Origin of the sequence: Pseudoalteromonas sp. DSM 26666, assembly GCF_900116475.1 — a bacterium.
Taxonomy (GTDB): Bacteria; Pseudomonadota; Gammaproteobacteria; order Enterobacterales; family Alteromonadaceae; genus Pseudoalteromonas; species Pseudoalteromonas tetraodonis.
Window position 1 is genome coordinate 18,195 of the sequence record NZ_FPAR01000010.1, and the last position, 22,825, is coordinate 41,019.

General features: G+C 40.4%; 17 protein-coding genes. 14 read left to right on the top strand and 3 right to left on the bottom strand.

What is annotated here, in order from left to right:
- Positions 1-67: 67 nt before the first annotated feature.
- Positions 68-1,549 (bottom strand): FMN-binding glutamate synthase family protein, encoded by a 1,482-nt coding sequence (locus tag BM380_RS15435; RefSeq protein WP_090495081.1) that lies wholly within the window; start codon positions 1,547-1,549, stop codon positions 68-70.
- Positions 1,550-1,626: 77 nt separating this feature from the next.
- The gene (locus tag BM380_RS15440; RefSeq protein WP_090495083.1) at positions 1,627-3,405 is read right to left on the bottom strand and encodes a DUF885 domain-containing protein; all 1,779 of its coding nucleotides are present in this window, start codon (positions 3,403-3,405) and stop codon (positions 1,627-1,629) included.
- A gap of 334 nt (positions 3,406-3,739) precedes the next feature.
- On the opposite strand from BM380_RS15440, the gene BM380_RS15445 reads away from it, so the two are divergent.
- The 14 genes from BM380_RS15445 to mdoH all read left to right on the top strand — a co-directional run bounded on the left by BM380_RS15445 (position 3,740) and on the right by mdoH (position 20,314).
- The gene (locus BM380_RS15445) at positions 3,740-4,699 is read left to right on the top strand and encodes a GGDEF domain-containing protein (protein ID WP_016899066.1); all 960 of its coding nucleotides are present in this window, start codon (positions 3,740-3,742) and stop codon (positions 4,697-4,699) included.
- Between the two features lie 108 nt (positions 4,700-4,807).
- The gene (gene ubiE, locus BM380_RS15450) at positions 4,808-5,563 is read left to right on the top strand and encodes a bifunctional demethylmenaquinone methyltransferase/2-methoxy-6-polyprenyl-1,4-benzoquinol methylase UbiE (protein WP_008108541.1); all 756 of its coding nucleotides are present in this window, start codon (positions 4,808-4,810) and stop codon (positions 5,561-5,563) included.
- Between the two features lie 12 nt (positions 5,564-5,575).
- Positions 5,576-6,235, top strand: a complete 660-nt coding sequence (locus tag BM380_RS15455; RefSeq protein ID WP_013466198.1) for a ubiquinone biosynthesis accessory factor UbiJ — start codon at positions 5,576-5,578, stop codon at positions 6,233-6,235.
- 17 nt (positions 6,236-6,252) lie between these two features.
- Positions 6,253-7,854 carry a ubiquinone biosynthesis regulatory protein kinase UbiB gene (ubiB, locus tag BM380_RS15460; protein ID WP_090495084.1) on the top strand — a complete coding sequence of 534 codons (1,602 nt, stop codon included), beginning with the start codon at positions 6,253-6,255 and terminating at the stop codon, positions 7,852-7,854.
- A 79-nt stretch (positions 7,855-7,933) separates the two neighbouring features.
- On the top strand, positions 7,934-8,194 hold the full coding sequence (tatA, locus tag BM380_RS15465; protein WP_090495086.1) for a Sec-independent protein translocase subunit TatA: 261 nt from the start codon (positions 7,934-7,936) through the stop codon (positions 8,192-8,194).
- 5 nt (positions 8,195-8,199) lie between these two features.
- Positions 8,200-8,532: a Sec-independent protein translocase protein TatB gene (gene tatB, locus BM380_RS15470; RefSeq protein WP_013466201.1), complete on the top strand. Its 333-nt coding sequence runs from the start codon at positions 8,200-8,202 to the stop codon at positions 8,530-8,532.
- Between the two features lie 49 nt (positions 8,533-8,581).
- Positions 8,582-9,322, top strand: a complete 741-nt coding sequence (tatC, locus tag BM380_RS15475) for a twin-arginine translocase subunit TatC (RefSeq protein WP_013466202.1) — start codon at positions 8,582-8,584, stop codon at positions 9,320-9,322.
- 1 nt (position 9,323) lies between these two features.
- A complete protein-coding gene (locus tag BM380_RS15480; RefSeq protein ID WP_090495089.1) occupies positions 9,324-9,833 on the top strand; it encodes a hypothetical protein in 510 nt (169 codons plus the stop codon).
- Complete coding sequence (locus BM380_RS15485; RefSeq protein ID WP_016899061.1) at positions 9,833-10,618, top strand: TatD family hydrolase; 786 nt, start codon at positions 9,833-9,835, stop codon at positions 10,616-10,618. Before BM380_RS15480 ends, BM380_RS15485 begins: the two co-directional genes overlap by 1 nt.
- Entirely contained in the window at positions 10,618-12,477 is a 1,860-nt protein-coding gene (locus BM380_RS15490; protein WP_090495091.1) for a sensor domain-containing diguanylate cyclase, read from the top strand. Before BM380_RS15485 ends, BM380_RS15490 begins: the two co-directional genes overlap by 1 nt.
- A 13-nt stretch (positions 12,478-12,490) precedes the next feature.
- The gene (hemB, locus tag BM380_RS15495; protein ID WP_008108557.1) at positions 12,491-13,498 is read left to right on the top strand and encodes a porphobilinogen synthase; all 1,008 of its coding nucleotides are present in this window, start codon (positions 12,491-12,493) and stop codon (positions 13,496-13,498) included.
- Between the two features lie 273 nt (positions 13,499-13,771).
- Positions 13,772-16,435 carry an ExeM/NucH family extracellular endonuclease gene (locus BM380_RS15500; RefSeq protein WP_090495092.1) on the top strand — a complete coding sequence of 888 codons (2,664 nt, stop codon included), beginning with the start codon at positions 13,772-13,774 and terminating at the stop codon, positions 16,433-16,435.
- 323 nt (positions 16,436-16,758) lie between these two features.
- Positions 16,759-18,378 (top strand): glucan biosynthesis protein G, encoded by a 1,620-nt coding sequence (locus BM380_RS15505; protein ID WP_064662681.1) that lies wholly within the window; start codon positions 16,759-16,761, stop codon positions 18,376-18,378.
- Positions 18,350-20,314: a glucans biosynthesis glucosyltransferase MdoH gene (mdoH, locus tag BM380_RS15510; protein ID WP_033103539.1), complete on the top strand. Its 1,965-nt coding sequence runs from the start codon at positions 18,350-18,352 to the stop codon at positions 20,312-20,314. The genes BM380_RS15505 and mdoH overlap by 29 nt, the downstream gene beginning before the upstream one ends.
- Positions 20,315-20,496: 182 nt before the next feature.
- Here mdoH and fusA read toward each other — a convergent pair whose 3' ends face one another.
- A complete protein-coding gene (gene fusA, locus BM380_RS15515; protein WP_090495157.1) occupies positions 20,497-22,581 on the bottom strand; it encodes an elongation factor G in 2,085 nt (694 codons plus the stop codon).
- Positions 22,582-22,825 lie beyond the last annotated feature (244 nt).

Here is a 22,825-nt window from a genome sequence, read left to right on the forward strand (position 1 = left end):
CTGTTTGACCCTAAACTAAGTCTTTATTTTATTAAAAAAGGCGCTTTAAGCGCCTTTTAAGCTATATTTAATGATAGTGCTCGTACATTTTATCTAGTGGCTCAGAAAGACCGCTCTCTTGCACTATACGCACATGTTTGCGTTTTAATTCGCGAGCACTGGTAACGCCACAAGAATGTGCAATAAGCCCCGCACCGTAATGAATGTATTTATTATAATTTGCGACCCGCTGCGCTTTATCCTCAACATTTAAACCACGCTGTAAACGTTCATTATGCGTAGTAATTCCTGTGGGGCAGGTATCTTTATTACATTGCATAGCCTGAATGCAGCCTAGTGCAAACATATGTCCACGTGCAGACACAACAAAGTCGGCACCTAGTGCTAATGCCCACGCAACTTTTGAGGGCACAATTAATTTGCCAGAGACAATAATTTTAACTCGCTCTCTAAGGCCATGCTTTTTTAGTAACTGAATAACTAAAGGAAGACTTTCTTTTAGCGGTAACCCCACCGAATCGAGTAAAGACTGAGGCGCAGCGCCGGTACCACCATCAGCACTATCTATGGTAATGAAGTCGGGTGCAGACTCAATACCACGATGATTTATCTCGGCAAATAAACTTTCTAACCAAGCATGTTCACCAATTACCGCTTTAAAGCCTGTCGGTTTACCGGTTGTACTTCTTATCGTGGTGAGCATGTCTAAAATATCGTTTGGATTTTTTATTTCTGGGTGCCCATTTGGGCTAATTGAATCCTGCCCCTCAGGTATGCCTCTTATTTTAGCAATTTCAGCATTCACTTTTCGCCCAGGTAACATACCGCCTTTACCTGGCTTGGCACCTTGGCTCATTTTCAGCTCAAACATTTTAACTGCTGGGTGTGCAGCAACGGCTTTTAGTTTTTCTGTGCTTAAATTTCCCTGATCGTCGCGCACACCATATTTAGCCGTACCAATTTGAAACACGATATCGGCACCACCTTCTAAGTGATACGGACTAAGTCCGCCTTCCCCCGTGTTCATCCAACAACCGGCTAATTTTGCCCCCTTTGAGAGTGCACGTACAGCAGGACTGGATAACGCGCCAAAGCTCATGCCCGATATATTAAATAACGAATTTGTGGTGTAAGGAAATTTACAATAAGGCCCAAGCGTTACATTGCTAGGCGCTAAGGCTTCTTCATCTAAGGTAGGAAATGCGCAGTTCATAAACATTACGGTGCCTGTCGTTTCTAAGCTTTGGGTTGAACCAAAAGCAGCCGTATGATCAACATCTTTAGCAGCCCGATATACCCAACTGCGTTCGGCGCGATTAAAGGGCATTTCTTCACGGTCGAGAGCAAAAAAATACTGACGAAAAAACTCACCTTGGCGTTCAAAAAAGTAGCGGAAACGTCCAATTACTGGATAATTACGCCTAATAGCATGCTTTGTTTGGGTAACATCTCGAACATAAAAAATAGCAATTAATATAACCAGCAATCCAAATACAACAATAAATAAGCTGGCAAACACATCGATACTGAACATTATAAATTGACTCATTACTTATCCTTAAATGCTAAAAAAGCGTGATGTCATTAAATAACACCACGCTTTTATAGTTTCAAAATAATGCGCTATTAGCTATCTGTTTTTGCTAATTCTGCTTGTATATACAAACGTATTTGCTGCTCAAGCACCGACAAAGGCACTGAACCATGGCGCAATATTTGATGATGAAACTCACGAATATCAAACTGCTGACCTAATGCTTGCTCGGCCTCTGCACGCAGACGTTTAATTGTTAACTCACCAATTTTGTATGACAACGCTTGTGCAGGCCATGAAATATAACGATCGGTTTCTGTTTTTACATTGTGTAATGAAAGCGCCGTATTATCGGCCATAAAATTCATTGCACGCTCACGACTCCAGCCGTACATGTGCATACCCGTATCAACCACTAAACGTGCAGCACGCCACATTTCGTAGGTTAAACGACCAAAGTTGCTGTACGGGTCTTGATAAAAACCCGCTTCAACGCCTAAGTACTCTGAATACAGTCCCCAGCCCTCACCAAACGCTGATAAATACGCATCACGGCGATAGCTAGGTAAGCTTTCAAGTTCTGCATTGAGTGATATTTGTAAATGATGACCCGGAACAGCTTCGTGCAAAGTTAATGCTTCTAAAGCATAGAGTGGTCGTTTATCTAAAGCGTAGGTATTCACCCAATAAAAGCCGGCTTGATCATCACGGCTCGAACCCGAATAGCGCCCAGTAGTGTACTTAGGAGCAATATTGGCAGGCACCGGCGCTACGCCATAAGGTTTACGCGGTAAGGTATGAAATAATTTAGGTAACTGTGCATCCATTTTTTTTGCAATATACGCGGCCTCTTTTAATAATTGCTCAGGCGTTGTGGCGTAAAACTGCGGATCTGTTCGTAAAAAGTGGATAAATTCTGCAAATGTGCCTTTAAAACCTACTTCTTTAATAACCGCTTCCATTTCACTACGAATGCGCGCAACCTCCGCTAAACCCAGCTCATGTATTTCTTTTGGGGTCATTTGTGTGGTGGTGTAATATTTAGCACGATTTGCATAAAAGGCCTCACCATTCGGTGTTGACGAAATACCAATATCACTACGTGCGCCTGGTAAGTATTCGTTATTAAAAAAAGTTAAGTAGTCTTTGTAGGCATTAATAACTTGGCTGCTAATAATTGCTTTAGCTTGTTGTTGTAACGCTGCAAATTCACTATCACTTAAACCCGCGGTATTGTTTAAAAATGGCTTATAAAATTCAGATTGTGTGACGTCATCAACAATGTAAGCAGTAATCGAGTCTTGATAACCAATTAACACCGCTTTGGGTTGAGTTAAACCAACCTCTAATCCTTTGCGCATCCATGCCATATTTTGCTCAAAAAAGCGCGGCACTTGCTGTAATCGCTTTAAATAGTGTTGATAATCTTGTGCGGTTTTATAATCAGAGCTATTAACAATAAACGATAAGCTTGAATGGAATCCATATTCTGACGTTAAAGGCATGTAGTGCGTATTAAATACATATTCATCAACACTATTTTGCACTTGCGCTCGAATAATACTGTAGTTAATTTGGTTTTCATCACTGAGCTTACTTACATCTATGGCATCTAAATCTGCTAATAGCTGGGTGTTTTTTTGATATTGCTGCGCTAAAAATTCAGCTGACAAATTAGGTAATAAGTAGCCATCAACTCCTTCGGGGTTACTATACGGGCTAACATTTTGGCGATGCTGTACTATATTTTCAGCTGTTTGCGTAAATTGTTGATCCGCATTAATTGCGGTGAGCTGACACGCGCTTAGTGAGCACATTAAAGTGACACTTAATAAGGAAAGACGCATTTGTTTTGAAAGAGATAAATTCATAGTGATTGATCTTAGTAATATTACAGATGTGATAAACCTATCGTAGCCTAGATAAATAGCAAATAGATATACGACCAACTGCGCAAAATATACGCCCGTGAGACATTGTATTAACTTAAGTTAATACTTAACAATTAGAGTAATTGCTCAGAAAAACAACGGTTATTGAAATTATAGTGCTATTTTAGCCAACTACGACTCATTTTACTTTTAAATAACGGATATAATGATTATTGTATCGTTGCTTGGAAGCAAATTGCCTCATTGGACGAGTTTTATAAATCAGCATTTATGCGTATTTGGTTGGTAATTGCAAATGATGTTCCATGATTCCATGGCTTTAGCACAAGAAAAAATGACAAAAGTATGTATGTTTTTAGAGCATCATGTTTTGCCTCCTACCCCCTTAAATTTTCAAGTTGTGTATACATACATTAGTAAAATCCATTTTGCGCTTAATAATGCCATTGATGATGCCATAGATGCCCATCAAAATATTGATGAGCTGTTTATTGAACAACTCTATTTTGAATATTTAAATCAAGGGCATAAAACCGAAGTAGCAATGATTGAAAACGTCAATGGCGTGATCAATTCACTATCGCAAAATGCTCAACAGACCGAAAAAAAGCTAAACGACTTTGCAGGTCATGTTAATGACTGTATGCACTCTCTAGATGAAAATAATATTGCCAACAGCCGTATTGCTTTAGAAAGGCTTAATGAACAAACTCAGCTTTTATTAACGCAACAAGCACAATTTAAACACCAACTAAGTCAGGCCAAAAAACTACACGAAGCAACTAAAAAACAACTTAATACCTTACGCAAACAACATGTGATTGACCCACAAACTGGCTTATACAAACGCCATTATTTAACCAAACAAACACAGTTATGGTTAAAACAAGACAAATCAATCTCAGCTATTGCCATTCAAATTGATAATTTAGAGCATTTTATTAATAATTTTGGCGATGCCATTGGCGAAGTGATTTTAAATAAAGTGGCTAAGCAAGTGCAAAAATATGTTTCGCAAAGTGGCTTAGCTGGGCGCTCTGCAAAAGATCAATTCATCGTTTTACTTGCTAACATAGAACCCGAAACCGCTAACCTTATTGCACAAAAAGTGATAAGCGGAGTTGAAAAGCTACGTTTTATTAGTTCAAAAAGCGATCTAAAACTACCCCCCATTTCTCTCTCACTAGGGATCACTGAGCAACAACAAGGCGACTTTAACCAGCTGGTTAAAAGTGCCTCAAACGCCGCTTTTAAGTCACGTTCTTCTCAATAACCCAGTACACTGTTCAAACAATAAAATTAACTGATAAATCATATTCAAATTGCACCCTTGGTGCACAATCAAGTACACTAGTCTTTATTACCACGATAGAGATTAATCATGAACGAGAACCCTGAAAAGACCACGCATTTTGGCTATAAAACTGTTGCCGAAACCGAAAAAGCTTCTATGGTTGCTGATGTATTTCATTCTGTTGCGACAAAGTACGATGTTATGAATGATCTCATGTCTTTTGGTATTCATCGTTTATGGAAACGTCAAACAATTGCCAGCTCAGGTATTCGTAAAGGTCATCATGTATTAGATTTAGCCGGTGGTACTGGCGATTTAACTGCAAAGTTTAGCCAGCTTGTTGGCGAAACCGGTCAGGTTGTTTTAGGTGATATAAACTCTTCAATGTTAAAAGTAGGCCGCGAAAAGCTGCATAACTTAGGCCTTGTAGGCAACATTGATTACGTACAAATGAATGCCGAAGCCTTGCCTTTCCCTGATAATAGCTTTGATTTAATTACGATTGCTTTTGGTTTACGTAATGTGACGGATCAAAATAAAGCGCTGCGCTCTATGTATCGTATTTTAAAGCCAGGTGGTCGTTTACTCATTCTTGAGTTTTCAAAACCAGAGCAAGAATTGTTGAGCAAAGCGTATGATTTTTACTCTTTCAACATTTTACCTACTATGGGTAAGTTGGTTGCTAACGACAGTGAATCATACCAATATTTAGCTGAGTCAATTCGTATGCACCCAGATCAAGAAACGCTAAAAGCGATGATGGTCGAAGCAGGATTTGAACAAGCGACTTATCAAAACCTTACAGGCGGCATTGTTGCACTTCACCGTGGGTTTAAATACTAAGGTTAGTAATTTATGGCGCTTGAAGAAAACAATAAAGAACAATCGGCTGAAAGCAGTTTTTTTATGCTACCGAGCTTTGTGCTTTCGCTTATTGAACAAGTATTAAATCAAGCGCTTAAACTCGACCCGAGCTTAGTCGATAAGCTAAAAGCGGTAGAACATCAGCGTTTATTAGTTGAAGTTAGAGATTGGCAGCAAAAAATAGCCATTACTTATGCCAATCAGCAGCTACATCTTTACACTGCATTAGCACATGCTGACGCTGACTGTATGATCAGTGCCAATATAAACACTTTGTTAGCTCTTAAAAATCCAGCCATGCTTACCCAGCTTATACGTCAAGACAAACTTGATTTGCAAGGGGATTTAAACATAGCTCAAAATTATAGCTCCGCCTTTTCAAGTTTAGACATTGATTGGCCAGAGCAACTAGCAAAGTATGTTGGGGATGCACCTGCACAGCAACTTTATTTGCACTTTCAGTCGTTTAAGCAGCAAGGTAAAAAAGCAAAATCACAGCTCGATAGCACCTTGATTAGCCTGTTCCAAGATGAATTGGCAATTACAATTCACCCATTAGAGCTTGCGCAATTTAAACAACAAAATAGAGCACTAAAAAGCCAAGTTGCTGCCATTGAGCAACGCATTAACGCCCTAATTAAAGCACTTTAACGCGCTAAGGATTTTTTGTGTCAACTGCCCGATTGTATTACATAACTAAAACCCTGCTTAGCTACGGACTCGATGAGCTTATTCCAAAACACAAAGTACCTTGGTTTGCTAAACTTGCACGAGGAAGTTTGTTTTGGTTGCGCAACCAACACAAAAATAACCCCCCGGGCTTAAGACTTCGTTTAGCGCTGCAACAACTTGGCCCGGTATGGATAAAATTTGGCCAAATGCTCTCAACCCGTCGTGACTTGTTACCCCACGATATCGCGCTAGAGCTAGCCTTTTTACAAGATCAGGTAGAACCTTTTGAAGGTGAATTAGCGCAAAAGATCATCGAAAAAGCATTAGAAATAGATGATATTAGCCAGCTATTTAGCGAGTTTTCACAAACCCCCTTGGCATCGGCCTCAATTGCTCAAGTGCATACTGCCACCCTAGTTGATGCGCAGGGCGAATCGCAAGATGTTGTTATTAAAGTTATTCGCCCTAATATTGAGCAACAAATCAACGCCGACTTAGCCTTAATGGAAAAATTAGCTAAAGTTGTTGGTAAGTTAATTAATGAAGCGAAACGCTTACGCCCTGTAGAAGTGGTTAAAGAGTATAAAAAAACATTACTCGATGAACTAGACTTAATGCGTGAGGGTGCTAACGGCATTCAATTAAAGCGTAATTTTGAAGGCTCAGAATCGCTATATATTCCAACAGTATACAGTGACTACAGCCGCAATAATGTGCTGGTTATGGAGCGAATTTACGGTATTCCGGTGTCAGATACTGAAGCACTGATGGCACAAAATACCAATATGAAATTACTAGCTGAGCGCGGAGTGGAAGTGTTTTTTACCCAAGTATTCCGCGATAGTTTTTTTCATGCAGATATGCACCCTGGGAATATTTTTGTGTCGCGCGAAAACCCGCATAATCCTAAATATATTGGTATAGATTGCGGTATTGTGGGAACACTTAACAAAGAAGATAAACGTTATTTAGCTGAAAACTTTATTGCCTTTTTTAATCGTGACTACCGCCAAGTAGCTCAGCTACATGTTGATTCAGGGTGGGTGCCGCCCGATACCAGCATTGAAGAGTTTGAATTTGCTATTCGTACCGTTTGCGAGCCCATTTTTAATAAACCACTTGCTGAAATATCATTTGGCCATGTACTGGTTAATTTATTTAATACCGCACGTCGTTTTAATATGCAGGTTCAACCACAACTCGTATTATTACAAAAAACCTTGTTGTATGTTGAAGGCTTAGGTCGCCAGCTTTATCCACAACTAGATTTGTGGAAAACCGCAAAACCGTTTTTAGAAGACTGGGTAAAACAACAGGTTGGCCCGCTTTCTGTACTAAAGCAAATGTATGCAAACTTACCGTTTTGGGCAGAAAAGATGCCTGAGTTGCCTGATTTAATTTATCAAAATTTAAAACGAGCACCGCACGCACAACCTCCAACATCAACGGTTTCACATAAGCCCTTGGTTTTAGGACTTTTTAGTAGTGCAGCGATGATCGTTTCAGCTTTATTTTATTTACAACACAACTTAATGGCCGCTGGCGTTGTCTTAGGCTGTGCTGTAGTTGGCTTTATAGCGGCTTGGCGCCGCGCATAAACTAAGTGCTATTTACCGCTGTGGGCGTATAATCAGCATTTAATCTTAATATTAACGGCTTTAAAAGCAGGAGAAAACCATGGGGTTTGGTGGTATTAGTATTTGGCAGCTATTAATTGTACTTGCAATCATTGTACTTTTATTTGGTACCAAAAAGCTACGCGGTATCGGTGGTGATTTAGGCGGCGCAGTTAAAGGTTTTAAAAAAGCGATGTCGGATGAACAAAGCGCTGAAAAACAAGCCAGCGAAAATAAAACAGAACACATTGAAAAATCAGCAGAATCAACACCTATCGATTCAAGTACAACTAGCAAAACTAAAGACAACGACAGGGTTTAACCAGCATGGGAATGTGGGAGCTTGTTGTTGTATTTATTGTCGGTTTGGTGGTGCTTGGTCCTGAGCGCTTACCTGTCGCTATTAGAACTGTGAGCCGTTGGGTTAAAACAGCAAAAGCAATGGCCAATTCCGTAAAAGCGGAGGTGAGCGAGGAGCTTCGTGTGCATGAACTACACGAAAATCTCAAAAAAGCAGAGCAACAAGGTCTTAAAGATTTAAGTCCTGACCTACAAAACTCTGTTTCTGAGCTACAACAAGCGGCGCAATCAGTCACCCATAGCTATAAAAAAAGTCAAACGCCAGCATCAAATAGCCAACAAACAGATGACTCAAAGTGAACATAGCACTCTCTTTTTTTCATGCACTTAATACACGGTATAAAACACAATGACTGAGGAAGTAAAATCAGGGTTTGTCGCTCATTTAATTGAATTACGTGACCGGCTAATTAAATCGTTATTAAGTATTTTAGTGATTTTTATTGGCTTAATTTACTTTGCAAACGATATTTATACCTTTGTAGCCGCTCCTTTAGTTGCTCATTTACCTAGTACAGCCACTATGATTGCAACGGATGTTACTGCACCGTTTTTTGCCCCTTTTAAGCTGACGTTGTTTGTTGCTTTATTTGCTGCCATTCCTTGGATTTTGCATCAAATTTGGGGGTTTATAGCCCCGGGTTTATATCAACATGAAAAGAAAATGCTGATGCCCATATTGGCTTCCAGTATTATCTTATTTTATAGTGGCATTGCTTTTTGTTACTTTGTGGTGCTACCTATAATTTTAGGGTTTTTCACCAGTGTAGGGCCGCAAATGATGACGCTTGCGCCCGATATAAGTAGTTATTTAGGCTTTGTGCTCAAGCTGTTTTTTGCTTTTGGGATCGCATTTGAAATCCCAGTTGCAATTATGTTGCTCTGCTGGAGCGGTGCAACAACCACACAAAGTCTAAAAGAAAAGCGCCCCTATATAGTGGTTGGCGTATTTGTAGTGGCAATGTTTTTAACGCCTCCTGATGTGCTTTCACAAACCCTATTGGCACTACCTATGCTGCTTTTATTTGAGCTTGGTTTAATTTTAGCTAAATTTTATACCGCAAAACCACAACAAGAATCTAAGGAATAATATGAACAAGTATTTACTTTCTTTACTCGCTTTAGTCAGCGTACCGGTTTTAGCCGCTACTCCTATTAATGAGCAAGCTTTGCAAGCCTGTAGTTTTATTGAAAACGACTTTAATCGTTTACTCTGCTACGACAACACCATTGCCGGAAAGTCTTTAACACAACCAGCACAAAGCCAGCTAAGCAAATCGGCACAAACAAATGTAAAAGCTGAGGCTCCCGCTGCAACAGCGCCTGTGGCCACCAAAGCAAAAGAGTTTGGTTTAGAGCATAAAGAAATTGCGGAAAATGGTGAAGAGTCTATTACGTCAAAGATTTCATCTGTTAAAAAAGCACCTTATGGTGAGCTAATCATTACCTTAGAAAATAACCAGCAATGGCGTCAAATTGGCTCAGATAGCTTAAGATTAGACGAAGGTGATACCGTTATTATTAGCCGTGGCGTATTCAACTCTTTTTTACTTAAAAAAGCAGATCAAAACCGTTCAATTCGTGTAAAACGTACTCAGTAATGCAATACACGTTAATTGATGCTGGCGTAAATTTAACTAATCATCAATTTGATGGTCAGCATCAAGAGGTGCTCGCCAGAGCAAAAGATGCGGGCGTAAACCAGATGCTGATTATTGGCTGTGATATAACCTCCAGTGAAGAATCATTAGCACTTGCTGCGCACTATAATCAATATGCTACCGCTGGTATTCACCCTCATGACGCTAAAACAGCAACCCCTGAGCTTGAGCAACAACTTACTCAGCTCGCTCAAAATGAGCAAGTTATTGCTATAGGTGAGTGCGGGCTAGATTATAATCGCGACTTTTCCCCAAGAGATATACAACGTGCTGTTTTGCGTCGTCAGCTTGCATTAGCTGAAAAACTCAACTTGCCTGTTTATTTGCATGAACGTGATGCCAGTGAGGATATGCTCACTATTTTAAAAGAGTTTACTGTTCGCGGTGTACTGCACTGCTTTACAGGCAATGCGCAAGCACTCTCAGGTTACTTAAACTTAGGACTTTATATTGGTATTACCGGCTGGGTATGTGACGAACGACGTGGCGAGGAGTTACAACAACTTATACCGAGTATTCCTATTGAACGTTTATTAATAGAAACCGATTCGCCTTTTTTAATTCCTCGTACAGTTAAACCAAAGCCAAAATCAAGACGAAACGAGCCAGCACTGCTGCATTATGTGTGTGACACGCTTGCTCAGCTTTATGGCATTCCGGCATCTGAAGTGGCAAAGCATACTCGTGAAAACTTTAATCGCTTATTTGGATTAGAGAAAAAATAATGCGCATCTTTAGCACCTTGCTGGCATTCATCATGGTGTTTTTTACATCCTGTTTCCCTGCAACTGCAATTGATATAAATAGTGAATTTAGCTCAAAAAAAATAGAGTCTATTCATTATTCATTTACCCCCAACTCACTAGAAGATGCACAACAAAGCAACTTACAACAATGGCAGTCACTTAATAATAAACCGCTTAATTTAGGTCTTGAAACTCGCCCTGTGTGGATTAAATTTGAACTAAATAATTATCTTAATAAGCCAACAGAGCCAATTTTATCGTTAGATAACCCACTTCTAAACAATGTATACCTGTACCACTTTATGGGTGAGAAGCAACTAAAATCGGAACATCTTGGTGATGCTCTTCCTTTATCTAATAGAGCGATTAAAAGTGAGTCTTTGCTGGTTAAATTAACACTTCCCGCTAACAGCGAAACCACCGTTTATCTTAACGTTAATAATAATGCGGGAATCGGGCTTCGCGTCCCCCTCACCTTATGGCAACAAGATGCATTATTAGCCCATAAAAGTATGCTTAACTTGCACTATGGATTACTGATTGGATTTATTTTTTCTTTGGCTATCAGTAGCTTGGTTTTATTTGCTTTTTCACGTAAACATTATTTTGCCTATGCCGGTGTGATTACACTGATGCTTAGCCTATTTTTAGCATATTTAGGCGGATTTGGGTTTCGTTATGCCCCTCCAAGCATAGCAGCCTTACAGCAATTGATGCTGCCTATTTTGCTAATGCTGATCACGGTATTGTTTCTTCCTTTACAGCGCCATGTTTGCATACCCATTAAATCCAACTTAGTTAAAGGGCAAACAATAATTACCACCTTATATGCATTGGTTATTGTACTTATAGGGTTGCTGCCTACTCCAAGCGTGGCTTTGTTTGCTATTTTAAGCATTCCTGTCATTTTAAGTTATCATGTTGTCACAACATTATTTTATCTACGAAAAAACCCCACGAGCCCCAATAAATCTCTATTAATGGCACTCGGGTTCTTTTTAATTGTAGTCATTCATTTTTCCGTTGCGTTAACAGGCCTGTATACAGTCACTAGATCCAGCTTAATACTCACCTTCGCGGCCTCATTAAGCTGCTCATTTTGTTTAAGCTACACCGTCATAAAATTATTTATATTACAACGCGATGAGCAAGTCACAACGCAACAGGCATTGATTGCAAAAAGTGCAGCGCAAGATGCGCTCTTAAATGAGCGGATTGAATTACAAGAGCGCACTCGCCATGAACTTGAAAACCAAGTTGATGAGCGCACCTTTGAGTTACAAGTCACACTTAGGGAACTTGAAGATAAAAACCGCGAGCTTGAACAACTCAATATGGAAGATGCTCTAACAGGGGTAAAAAATAGACGCTTTTTTGATAAAAAAATAATCATGGAAATTCGCCGTTCACGCCGTGAGCAAACACCCTTGAGCATCATTATGCTTGATATAGATAAGTTTAAAGCAATCAACGATACGTATGGCCACTTAACCGGCGATCAGGTAATTCGAGCAGTCTGTGATGTTATTAAACAACAATTAAAACGTCCTCTTGATGAAGTGGCGCGTTATGGTGGTGAAGAATTTGTCGTCCTGCTACCCAATACTAATAATCAAGGTGCGTTAGCTATTGCCGAGCAAATACGGTGCGCAATAGAAAAAAACACTGTCAGTGTTGCAGGTACTACGATTAAATACACCATTAGTGCCGGTGTTTATACTCATATTGCCGATGATGTTTATAACCCTGAAACATTTACTGAGCGTGCCGATAAGGCACTCTATCTAGCAAAACAACATGGCCGCAATCAAGTGGTTAATTTTCCAATCTCACAGTAGGAGCGTATAACTTATGGCCCAATCTGGACTAGACCTTTTCCCATATACTCGCATGCGTAGAATGCGCCGTAATGATTTCTCTCGTCGCCTTATGGCTGAAAACCAGCTGAGTGTTAATGATCTTATTTATCCTGTTTTTGTGCTTGAAGGTAAAAACCGTCGTGAAAGCATTGAATCGATGCCCGGCATTGAACGTTTATCAATTGATTTACTGCTAGAAGAAGCTAAAGAATTAGTTGATTTAGGCGTCCCTGCGCTCGCTATTTTCCCTGTTACGCCTGCAGATAAAAAATCTCTACTCGCTGAAGAAGCGTATAACGATGATGGCTTAGCACAAAGAACTGTTCGCGCATTAAAAGAAACCTTTCCAGAGCTTGGCGTGATCACCGATGTTGCACTTGATCCATTTACTGTGCATGGTCAAGACGGCATTATTGATGATGCAGGTTATGTGATTAATGACGTCACTACCGAAATTTTGGTGAAGCAGGCGCTATCACACGCACATGCAGGTGCTGATGTTGTTGCCCCATCAGACATGATGGATGGGCGTATTGGTGCAATTCGTGAAGCCCTTGAAGCCGATGGCTTTATTCACACTCGCATTATGGCCTATTCAGCAAAGTATGCATCAAGCTACTATGGCCCATTTAGAGATGCTGTCGGTTCAGCAGGAAACTTAAAAGGCGCTGATAAAAAAACTTACCAAATGGATCCTGCCAACTCTGATGAAGCTATTCGTGAAGTGGCTCTTGATTTGCAAGAAGGCGCCGATATGGTAATGGTTAAGCCAGGTATGCCTTATTTAGACATTGTACGCCGCGTTAAAGATGAATTTGGTGTACCAACATTTGCTTATCAGGTAAGTGGTGAGTACGCGATGCATAAAGCCGCTATTGATAACGGCTGGCTGAGTGAGGAAGCCACTATTATGGAGTCTCTATTAGCATTTAAACGTGCAGGTGCTGATGGCATTCTGACTTACTTTGCAAAGCAGGCTGCCCGCTATTTAAATAAGTAATAAAAGCATTTGATATAAAAGGGCTTTATTGCCCTTTTTTTATGTTTAAGAACAACACATAGTTGGCATTTATGCAGCGTTACCCCCTATTTTTATAGATAGTAATCACACTACACAGGCTCTGCCTTACCTAAAACCAAACACACAACTGTACGTTCAACCTCAAAAAATAACAAAACTTAATATTGTTAACATTCTGTATTCTATTTGTAATCATTTTTCATTACACTAAGCGTCCCATTTGGGGAAACAAAAACACGGGAAAAAATAATAATGTTGAAAACAAAAATAACGCCATTGGCGCTTGTGTTAGCAAGCCTCAGTGCACCCGCTACCGCTAACCTCGTTATATCAGAATACGTAGAGGGCAGTAGCTATAATAAAGCAGTAGAACTATTTAATAATTCGACAACCCCACTGTCATTGGATGGCTACACCCTAAGTCTCTATTCAAATGGCAATACAGAGGCAAACAATACGCTCGATTTAACCGGTGAACTTGCTGCTAATAGCACGTATGTCATTGTTAATGGTAATGCTTCAGTTGAATTAAAAGAAAAAGCAGATCAACTCAGCGCCGTCACTAACTTTAATGGTGATGACGCACTGGTACTTACGCAAGGCTCAACCGTTATTGACAGCTTTGGTCAACGCGGCGTAGATCCAGGTTCATTTTGGTCTGAAGGTGGCGTACAAACGCAAAATAAAACACTGCGCCGTAAAGAAACTCAATTAAACGGACGCACTGATGCCGATGGCGCTTTTAATCCAAGTGAGCTATGGCTGCAATTTGATCAAGATGATTTTAGTGATCTAGGTATCTTTGCGGGGAATTCTTCACCTAATCCAGATCCTGAGCCAGAACCTGAAGATCCTTTACTATGTGGCGCTGATAAAACATTAATTAGCAGTATTCAAGGTGAAGGCGCAAGCAGTCCACTGGTTAACACTGTGGTTGAATTTGAAGGCGTTGTGACGGCTGATTTCCAAGCAGATGATCAGCTCAAAGGCTTTTTTGTAAATTCACTTAATAGTGATGAAGATGCAAATCCCCTTACTTCTGAAGGTGTATTTGTTTACTTTACCAATACTGATGTTAATGTTGGCGACCATGTTCGCGTACAAGGTACTGTTGAAGAGTACTTTGATGCCACCCAAATTGGTAATGTTAGCCAAGTTGCTATTTGTGATACCGGCCTTTCAGCTTATCCGACTAAAATCACTTTACCCGTTATCGATCAAAGTGAGTTAGAAGCATTTGAAGGTATGTTGGTGACCCTAGAGCAGCCATTAGTTGTCACGAATAACTATGGTTTAGGTCGCTACGGTGAATTAGAGCTTGCCACCGAACGTTTATATCAAGGGACACAAGTTGCACTTCCTGGTGCGGCAGCAAATGCGGTTGAAGCGCAAAATCTAACTAAAAAAATACTCGTAGATGATGGCTCAACTCGTCAAAATCGCGACCCTATTGCTTACCCTGTACCTGGATTATCAGCAGAGAATACGCTGCGTACTGGCGATACAGTAAATACCGTTACTGGCGCCCTAGCGTACAGTTTTAGCACTTACCGTATTCACCCAACGGTCACACCTCAGTTTATAGCAACGAATCCGCGTACCGATGCACCAGAGTTAAACCCTGACGCTGATTTACGTGTTGCCAGCTTTAACGTACTTAACTACTTTAATGGCGACGGCCAAGGCAGCGGTTTCCCAACTAGCCGAGGCGCTGACTCAGAAGTAGAATTAATTCGTCAACAGGCCAAACTAGTTAGTGCTATCAGTGCTATGCAAGCTGATGTGATTGGCTTAATGGAAATTGAAAATGACGGCTTTGGCGAATTTAGCGCAGTTGCAAGCTTAGTAAATGCACTTAATGATGCCGACAGTCAAAATCAATATGCATTTGTGGACTTTGGCGTTGATAAAATCGGCACCGACGCTATTACTACCGCGCTTATTTATCGTGCTGATAAAGTACAGCAAGTAGGAACAGCAGCGATTACAACTGACGCGCCTTTTGACTACAGCAATCGCGCACCTATTGCGCAAAGCTTTAAGTCTTTAGAGACAGAAGAAGTCTTTACTGTTGCCGTTGCTCACTTAAAATCTAAAGGTGGTTGTGGAAGTGCAACTGGTGGAAACGCTGATCAAAATGACGGCCAAGCATGTTGGAACGAAATTCGAACTGCTGGCGCCAATGCATTTGCTGATTGGTTAAATAGCAAACCAACAGGGGTTGATGATGAAGATATCATTCTTGTTGGCGACATGAACGCCTATGCAATGGAAGATCCTATCCGTGCATTTGCTGATAAAGGCCTTAAAAATGTGGTTGCTGAGCTAGATGGCAACACTTTAGGTTACTCTTATAGCTTTTCTGGCCGAGCGGGTAGTTTAGATCACGCCCTAGTCAGTCCAAGCTTATTAAATAAAGTAGTCAGTGCAACCGATTGGCACATTAATGCCGATGAGCCTATCTCGCTTGATTATAACGTTGAGTTTAAATCTGACGCACAACAATCAACCTTATATGCTCAAGGTCCTTACAGAGCGTCAGATCATGACCCTGTTATTGTCGATATTCGCTCGACCATTATCGCGCCACCTGAGCCAGAACCTGAAGTAATTATTGGCGAAATTAATAATATTGGCGGGTGGTTTTGGTGGAAAAGCTACAGCTTTGAAATCCCACAAGGTTATGACGAGCTAACGGTTAGCCTTGACGGTGGCTGGGGTGATGCAAACTTATTTGTACGCCATAAAAGAAACCCGACTCTTTTCAGAAAAGATTGCGCCTCAATAAGCTTCGGTAATAGTGAAAGCTGTTCATTTACCAACCCTAAAGAAGGTAAGTGGCGAGTGCGTGTAAACGGCGCCATTCCTTTTGGTAATGTTAAATTAACGTACAAAGCAACAAAGTATGCTGATTAAGCTTAATTAGTCGGTTAACAATTAGGTATTGTGACCTAAAATATCTATATAGTTACTCAAAAGCCGCTTTCGCGGCTTTTTTATTTTTTATACAAATGTAATTCAGACAAGCTTCAGCAAACATTGCTTACTATCTATGCAAACCTTGATATGGCCTTTATTAAATTTCACACCTTTCATTTATTGTTTAATAAATACAAAGTGTGAAGCTGCGTTACTACACCTGCGCTAAAACGATAATTGCCCAGTCCTGCTAACCCATATAAAAACCATTGAGATAGACGTTACTCTCGCTGTAAATATATTTTTATAAAGGATTCAAAATGAAAGAACGCATTCACCTTATATCAACTTGTCAAAGGGCTTTTAAACCTTTGGTAGGGATGTTGATAGTTTTTTCACTGTGGGGAACGAACAACGCCATTGCAGCAACCTCATTAGAAGCGGCAATACCACAAGGCAGCTTATTTGATGTGATAAGTGCGCGTGCTAAAAAGCTTGCTGAGCAAGATTACATTGCACCTAAAAACATACAAATAGAAGCGCTTAATAGTATTGATTATCAAGACTACCGCTCAATCCGCTTCAAACACGATCAATCGGTATGGAAAGATGAAGGGCTTTATGAGCTGCAACTATTTCACCCAGGTTTTTTATATAAAACCCCAGTCAAAATCAATATCGTTGATCAAGATGCCAAGCTTAGCCGTCTCCCATTTAGCACAGACTTTTATCAATATGATGGAACAGCAGCACACCTAAAAGATGAAATAGCGAAAAGTGTTGAAGGTACACAGTTAGGGCATGCTGGTTTTAGATTGCACTACCCACTAAATAACGATGACTATAAAGATGAAATTATGGTGTTTCAGGGCGCTTCTTATTTTCGCCTAGTTGGACCTAATCAAGTTTATGGCTTATCAGCACGCGGATTGGCAATTGATACCGCACAAACATCTGGTGAAGAGTTTCCTTCATTCAAAGAGTTTTGGTTAGTAAAACCAACACCAGAGCAAACTAATATTACTATTTTTGCTTTACTCGATAGCCCATCGGTAGCGGGAGCCTACAAGTTTGAAATAGACCCAAACACACAGACACGAGTTAACGTCGACATGCAAATTTTTGCGCGTAAAGATGTTAAAAAGCTAGGTATAGCGCCATTAACGAGCATGTTTTATCACGGTGAAAATAGCACTAAGTTTTTTGATGATTACCGCCCTGAAGTACATGATTCAGATGGTTTGCTCACGCAGTCACAAGAGAGTAATTGGGTATGGCGTCCGCTTAATAATCCATCCCAACTCAGTGTAACCTCTTTTTCATATGAGAATCCAAAAGGCTTTGGCCTTGTGCAGCGTGACCGTGACTTTAATAACTACTTTGATATAGAAGCGCATTACCATGACCGCCCTAGCCTTTGGATAGAACCACAAGGTGAATGGGGTAATGGCCGTGTTGAGCTAGTAGAAATTCCAACAGATACTGAAACAAACGATAATATTGTAAGTTATTGGGTTCCTGAAAAGCCGTTCAAAGCTGGAGAGGCATTAAAGTTTAGCTATAAGATGACGACGTTTAACGATTATCTAAGCCAAAATAATTTGGCCAATGTAGCTAGAACGCGTATTGGTAGTGCCGCATTACCTGGTGAAGATAATCCACCGCCGAAAAGCCATCGTCAATTTACTGTTGACTTTACCGGCCCTGATATCAATCAGTTATCAGCAAAATTAGCACTTAGCGCAGATCTTCAGCTGACTACCGGTGAAGCCCGCGATATTACAGTGCAAAAATTACCAAAATCATTAGGTTGGCGTGTTGCTTTTAAAGTCGCTCCCCAAGGTAGTGATCCTGTAGATATGCGTTTATCGCTAAAGCTACGTAATAAAGAAGTGAGCGAGGTATGGAGCTATGTTTGGTATCCAAATGACATCAAGTAAACAAAGCACAGGCACGCCGATGCCTTTTAAAACACTTCGTGTGTGGTTATTTGCTATTGCTGCTATTGGTCTTTCAGGCTATGGCATTTCAATTATGTTTGAAATTTTAAACTCAAATGGCATGACCTTGCTTGAGTATGCACTTCTTGCTTTATTTTCTATTACTTTTGCGTGGATAGTCACCGCATTTTGTAGTGGTTGTATTGGTTTTATACTGCAGCTATTTCGGATAGATCCACTCACACTTAAAAAAATAAAGCCGGTCTCTATTAACAGTGAAGCACTATCACAGCAAAAAACAGCTGTGGTTATGCCTATATATAACGAAGATACGCACAGAGTGATTGCAGGCTTTGAAGTCAGCTTACAATCATTAAAAGCAACTGGGCAATTAAAACACTTTGATTTTTATTTACTAAGCGATACACAAGATACAGCTATTGCTAGTAATGAATTAAGTGCATGGCATGCGTTATGTGAGCGCTTAGGTGATACTGCAAAGCAGGTATTTTATCGTCGCCGTGAAGATAACAAACATCGTAAAGTAGGTAACTTAACCGACTTTTGTGAGCGCTGGGGTAGCCAATACGAGCATATGATTGTATTGGATGCCGATAGTGTAATGACGGGTCAATGCATGCTAGAGCTCACTACCAGTATGCTAAATAATCCACAAGCGGGATTGATTCAGACTATCCCTATTCCTGTGCGCCAAGATACCTTTTTTGGACGCTTTTTACAGTTCGCTTCAATTCTTTATAGTCCAATGTTAGCTACCGGCTCTGCTTTTTGGCAGACCGACAAAGCCAATTACTGGGGCCATAATGCCATTATTCGCGTCAAAGCATTTATTGATTGCTGTGGCTTGCCAACACTAAAAGGTAAAGCGCCTTTTGGTGGTGAAATTTTAAGTCATGATTTTGTGGAAGCCTCTTTATTACATAGCGCGAATTGGGACGTATTATTACTTGCCGATATTGAAGGCAGTTACGAGGAAGTTCCGAGCAACATATTAGATTATGCTGTACGCGATAGACGCTGGGTTCAAGGTAATATTCAACACCTTGGCTTATTATCATCAGCAAAATTAAAGCTAATGAGTAAGCTGCATTTTTTACTGGGTGCAACCGCGTATATATCATCACTCATTTGGTTATCTATGCTGGCGTTAAGTACCATAGATGCGGTAACACGCGCTTTAAATAGCGATGTCTATTTTAATCGCGCCTATCAACTATTTCCAACTTGGCAAATAGCCAAAACAGAACTCATTGACTCATTACTTTACCTAACTATCATTATTTTATTATTGCCTAAACTCATGGGCGTGATTGTTACCTTAGTACACCGTAAGCAGCGCTTTGGTGGTGCATTAAAACTTACTTTAGGATCTATAATTGAAACCGTGTTTGCCATTATTGTGGCACCATTAATGATGGTTTTTCATGCATATTTTGTAGTCTGTGTATTTTTAGGTAAAAAAGTAAAATGGGACGCTCAACCGCGTGAAGGCAGAATGGTGCCATGGAAAGAAGCGTTTAGTTATACATTGCTTTCTTCGCTGATTGCCATTGTATGGGGTAGCGTTGCTTATTACTTTACGCCAGTCTTTTTTTGGTGGTTATCTCCTATTTTATTAGGGCTCATACTCGCTGCACCTATTGTGCGCTATTCAAGTAGTATCAAGCTAGGCGTTAAGCTCAGACAATGGGGGATTTTTCTCTGCCCGAGTGAAGTCGATAATGACGCAACATTAGCGGCACTTAAAGTACACCTCAAAGAGATAACCGTTCCACCTGCAGGGCGTTATTCAACAGCAATACCGCTGTTACCACAAGAACATAAAGTAACCATGCCTATTCAGAGCTTTAGTAGTGAATCACATCGTAAGAAGTTTAAAGCACTCATCACAAAAACAGCTAATAAGCTAAATTAATACCAATTCGCTTAATTAAGTCAGCCATTTTGAAGATTGGTATAGTCATAATAAATAAAAAAGGAGCAACTAACTGTTGCTCCTTTTTTATGACCGCACGTTTTAATTTTCGAGCTTAATAACCTTCAGACAATAAAAAACCCGCAACAAGTGCGGGTTTTTTTAAAGAGTTAAAGTGCTAATTACTTAGCTGCTTTTTTCTCTTTTTCTGCAGCGATTACTGTGTCAGCTACGTTTTGTGGACATGGTGCGTAGTGTGAGAACTCCATAGAGAACTGACCACGACCTGATGTCATTGTACGTAGTGAACCGATGTAACCGAACATTTCTGATAACGGTACGTCTGCTTTAATGCGAACGCCAGTTAAACCAGCTTCTTGGTCGCTTAACATACCACGACGACGGTTAAGGTCACCGATTACGTCACCTACGTGATCTTCTGGCGTGAACACGTCAACTTTCATGATTGGCTCAAGAAGTTGTGCACCCGCTTTAGGGATAGACTGACGGAAAGCGCCTTTAGCTGCGATTTCGAATGCGATTGCTGATGAATCCACGGCGTGGAAGCCACCGTCGAAAAGTTCAACTTCAACGTCAAGTACTGGGAAGCCAGCTAGAACACCTTCGTTCATCATTGACTTAAAGCCTTTCTCAACTGCAGGCCAGAATTCTTTAGGTACGTTACCACCAACAACTGAAGATGTGAACGTGAAACCAGAACCCACTTCGCCAGGCTTGATACGGTAATCGATTTTACCGAATTGACCAGAACCACCAGATTGTTTCTTATGCGTGTAGCTATCTTCGATTTCACGAGTGATAGTTTCACGGTAAGCAACCTGTGGTTGACCAACGATAAGGTCTACACCGTAAGTACGCTTAAGGATATCTACTTTGATATCTAAGTGAAGCTCACCCATACCTTTAAGGATAGTTTCACCTGAATCTTCATCAGTTTCAACTTGGAAAGATGGATCTTCTGCAACCATTTTACCGATAGCAACACCCATTTTCTCATTACCGCCTTTATCTTTAGGCTGTACAGCAATCGAGATTACTGGAGTTGGGAATACCATTGGCTCAAGTGTTACTGGGTGCTTAGGATCACAAAGAGTGTGACCAGTTTGCACGTTCTTCATACCAACGATAGCGATGATATCGCCCGCTTGCGCTGAAGTAAGCTCTTTACGCTCATCTGCTTGCATCTCAACCATACGGCCAACACGCTCAGTTTTACCAGTAAATGCATTAAGGATAGTGTCACCCTTGTTAAGCACACCAGAGTAGATACGTACGAATGTTAATGCACCGAAACGGTCATCCATGATCTTAAATGCTAACGCTTTGAAAGGTTCGTCAGCAGATACGATTGCATGCTCGCCGTTTTCGTTACCTTCTTCATCCATAAGAGGTTGAGGATCAACTTCTGTAGGAGCAGGTAGGTAATCTACTACTGCGTCAAGTACAAGTTGCATACCTTTGTTTTTGAATGCAGAACCACAGAATGTAGGGAAGAACGCAAGGTCACGAGTACCTTTACGGATACAACGCTTGATGTCTTCGATTGAAGGGATTTCACCTTCCATGTACGCTTCCATTAGGTCATCGTCTTGCTCTACAGCAGTTTCGATAAGCATTTCATGGTATTCATCAGTTTTCTCTACCATGTCTGCAGGAACGTCTTCAATAGTGTAGTTTTCTGGAAGACCTGTCTCATCCCAGATGTATGCTTTTTTAGTTAAAACATCAACAACACCACAGAACTCATCTTCAATACCAATTGGTAAAGTCATGATAAGTGGAGTAGCACCAAGTACCTTTTGTACTTGCGCTGTTACACGGAAAAAATCAGCACCCATACGGTCTAATTTATTTACGAAAATAATACGTGCAACGCCTGATTCATTCGCATAGCGCCAGTTAGTTTCTGATTGTGGTTCAACACCACCAGAACCACAGAATACACCAACACCGCCATCTAATACTTTAAGTGAACGGTAAACTTCAACGGTGAAGTCAACGTGTCCAGGAGTATCGATAACGTTGAAACGGTGATCTTTCCAGAAACAGCTTACTGCCGCAGACTGGATAGTAATACCGCGCTCAGCTTCTTGTTCCATGAAGTCAGTTGTAGATTCACCATCATGAACCTCACCTGTTTTATGGATAGTACCTGTAAGCTTTAGGATACGCTCAGTAGTTGTGGTTTTACCCGCATCAACGTGCGCGAAAATACCAATGTTTCTGTACTTCGATAAATCTGCCATTAATTTTACTCTTAATAAAGTCGATAAATTATTCGGCGGGAGTATAGCATTACTTAAAGCGAACATCACCATAGAAGTCGCTTAAAATGCAATCAATTTATAAAAAACTTGCTTTAAAGATATTTTGAGGTATGAGATGGGCTTAAAAGTGGCATATTATAAACTGTATTTAAACGACTTAAGTCTTTATCAGCGTCATTGTTAAACATCAAAAGCGCAACTGAGTAATGGCATGAAGCAAATA

Coding starts and splice junctions, on each gene's coding strand:
- BM380_RS15435 (WP_090495081.1), bottom strand. CDS start 1,549: ATGAGTCAATTTATAATGTTCAGTATCGATGTGTTTGCCAGCTTATTT.
- BM380_RS15440 (WP_090495083.1), bottom strand. CDS start 3,405: ATGAATTTATCTCTTTCAAAACAAATGCGTCTTTCCTTATTAAGTGTC.
- BM380_RS15445 (WP_016899066.1), top strand. CDS start 3,740: ATGGCTTTAGCACAAGAAAAAATGACAAAAGTATGTATGTTTTTAGAG.
- ubiE (WP_008108541.1), top strand. CDS start 4,808: ATGAACGAGAACCCTGAAAAGACCACGCATTTTGGCTATAAAACTGTT.
- BM380_RS15455 (WP_013466198.1), top strand. CDS start 5,576: ATGGCGCTTGAAGAAAACAATAAAGAACAATCGGCTGAAAGCAGTTTT.
- tatA (WP_090495086.1), top strand. CDS start 7,934: ATGGGGTTTGGTGGTATTAGTATTTGGCAGCTATTAATTGTACTTGCA.
- tatB (WP_013466201.1), top strand. CDS start 8,200: ATGGGAATGTGGGAGCTTGTTGTTGTATTTATTGTCGGTTTGGTGGTG.
- tatC (WP_013466202.1), top strand. CDS start 8,582: ATGACTGAGGAAGTAAAATCAGGGTTTGTCGCTCATTTAATTGAATTA.
- BM380_RS15480 (WP_090495089.1), top strand. CDS start 9,324: ATGAACAAGTATTTACTTTCTTTACTCGCTTTAGTCAGCGTACCGGTT.
- BM380_RS15485 (WP_016899061.1), top strand. CDS start 9,833: ATGCAATACACGTTAATTGATGCTGGCGTAAATTTAACTAATCATCAA.
- BM380_RS15490 (WP_090495091.1), top strand. CDS start 10,618: ATGCGCATCTTTAGCACCTTGCTGGCATTCATCATGGTGTTTTTTACA.
- hemB (WP_008108557.1), top strand. CDS start 12,491: ATGGCCCAATCTGGACTAGACCTTTTCCCATATACTCGCATGCGTAGA.
- BM380_RS15500 (WP_090495092.1), top strand. CDS start 13,772: ATGTTGAAAACAAAAATAACGCCATTGGCGCTTGTGTTAGCAAGCCTC.
- BM380_RS15505 (WP_064662681.1), top strand. CDS start 16,759: ATGAAAGAACGCATTCACCTTATATCAACTTGTCAAAGGGCTTTTAAA.
- mdoH (WP_033103539.1), top strand. CDS start 18,350: ATGTTTGGTATCCAAATGACATCAAGTAAACAAAGCACAGGCACGCCG.
- fusA (WP_090495157.1), bottom strand. CDS start 22,581: ATGGCAGATTTATCGAAGTACAGAAACATTGGTATTTTCGCGCACGTT.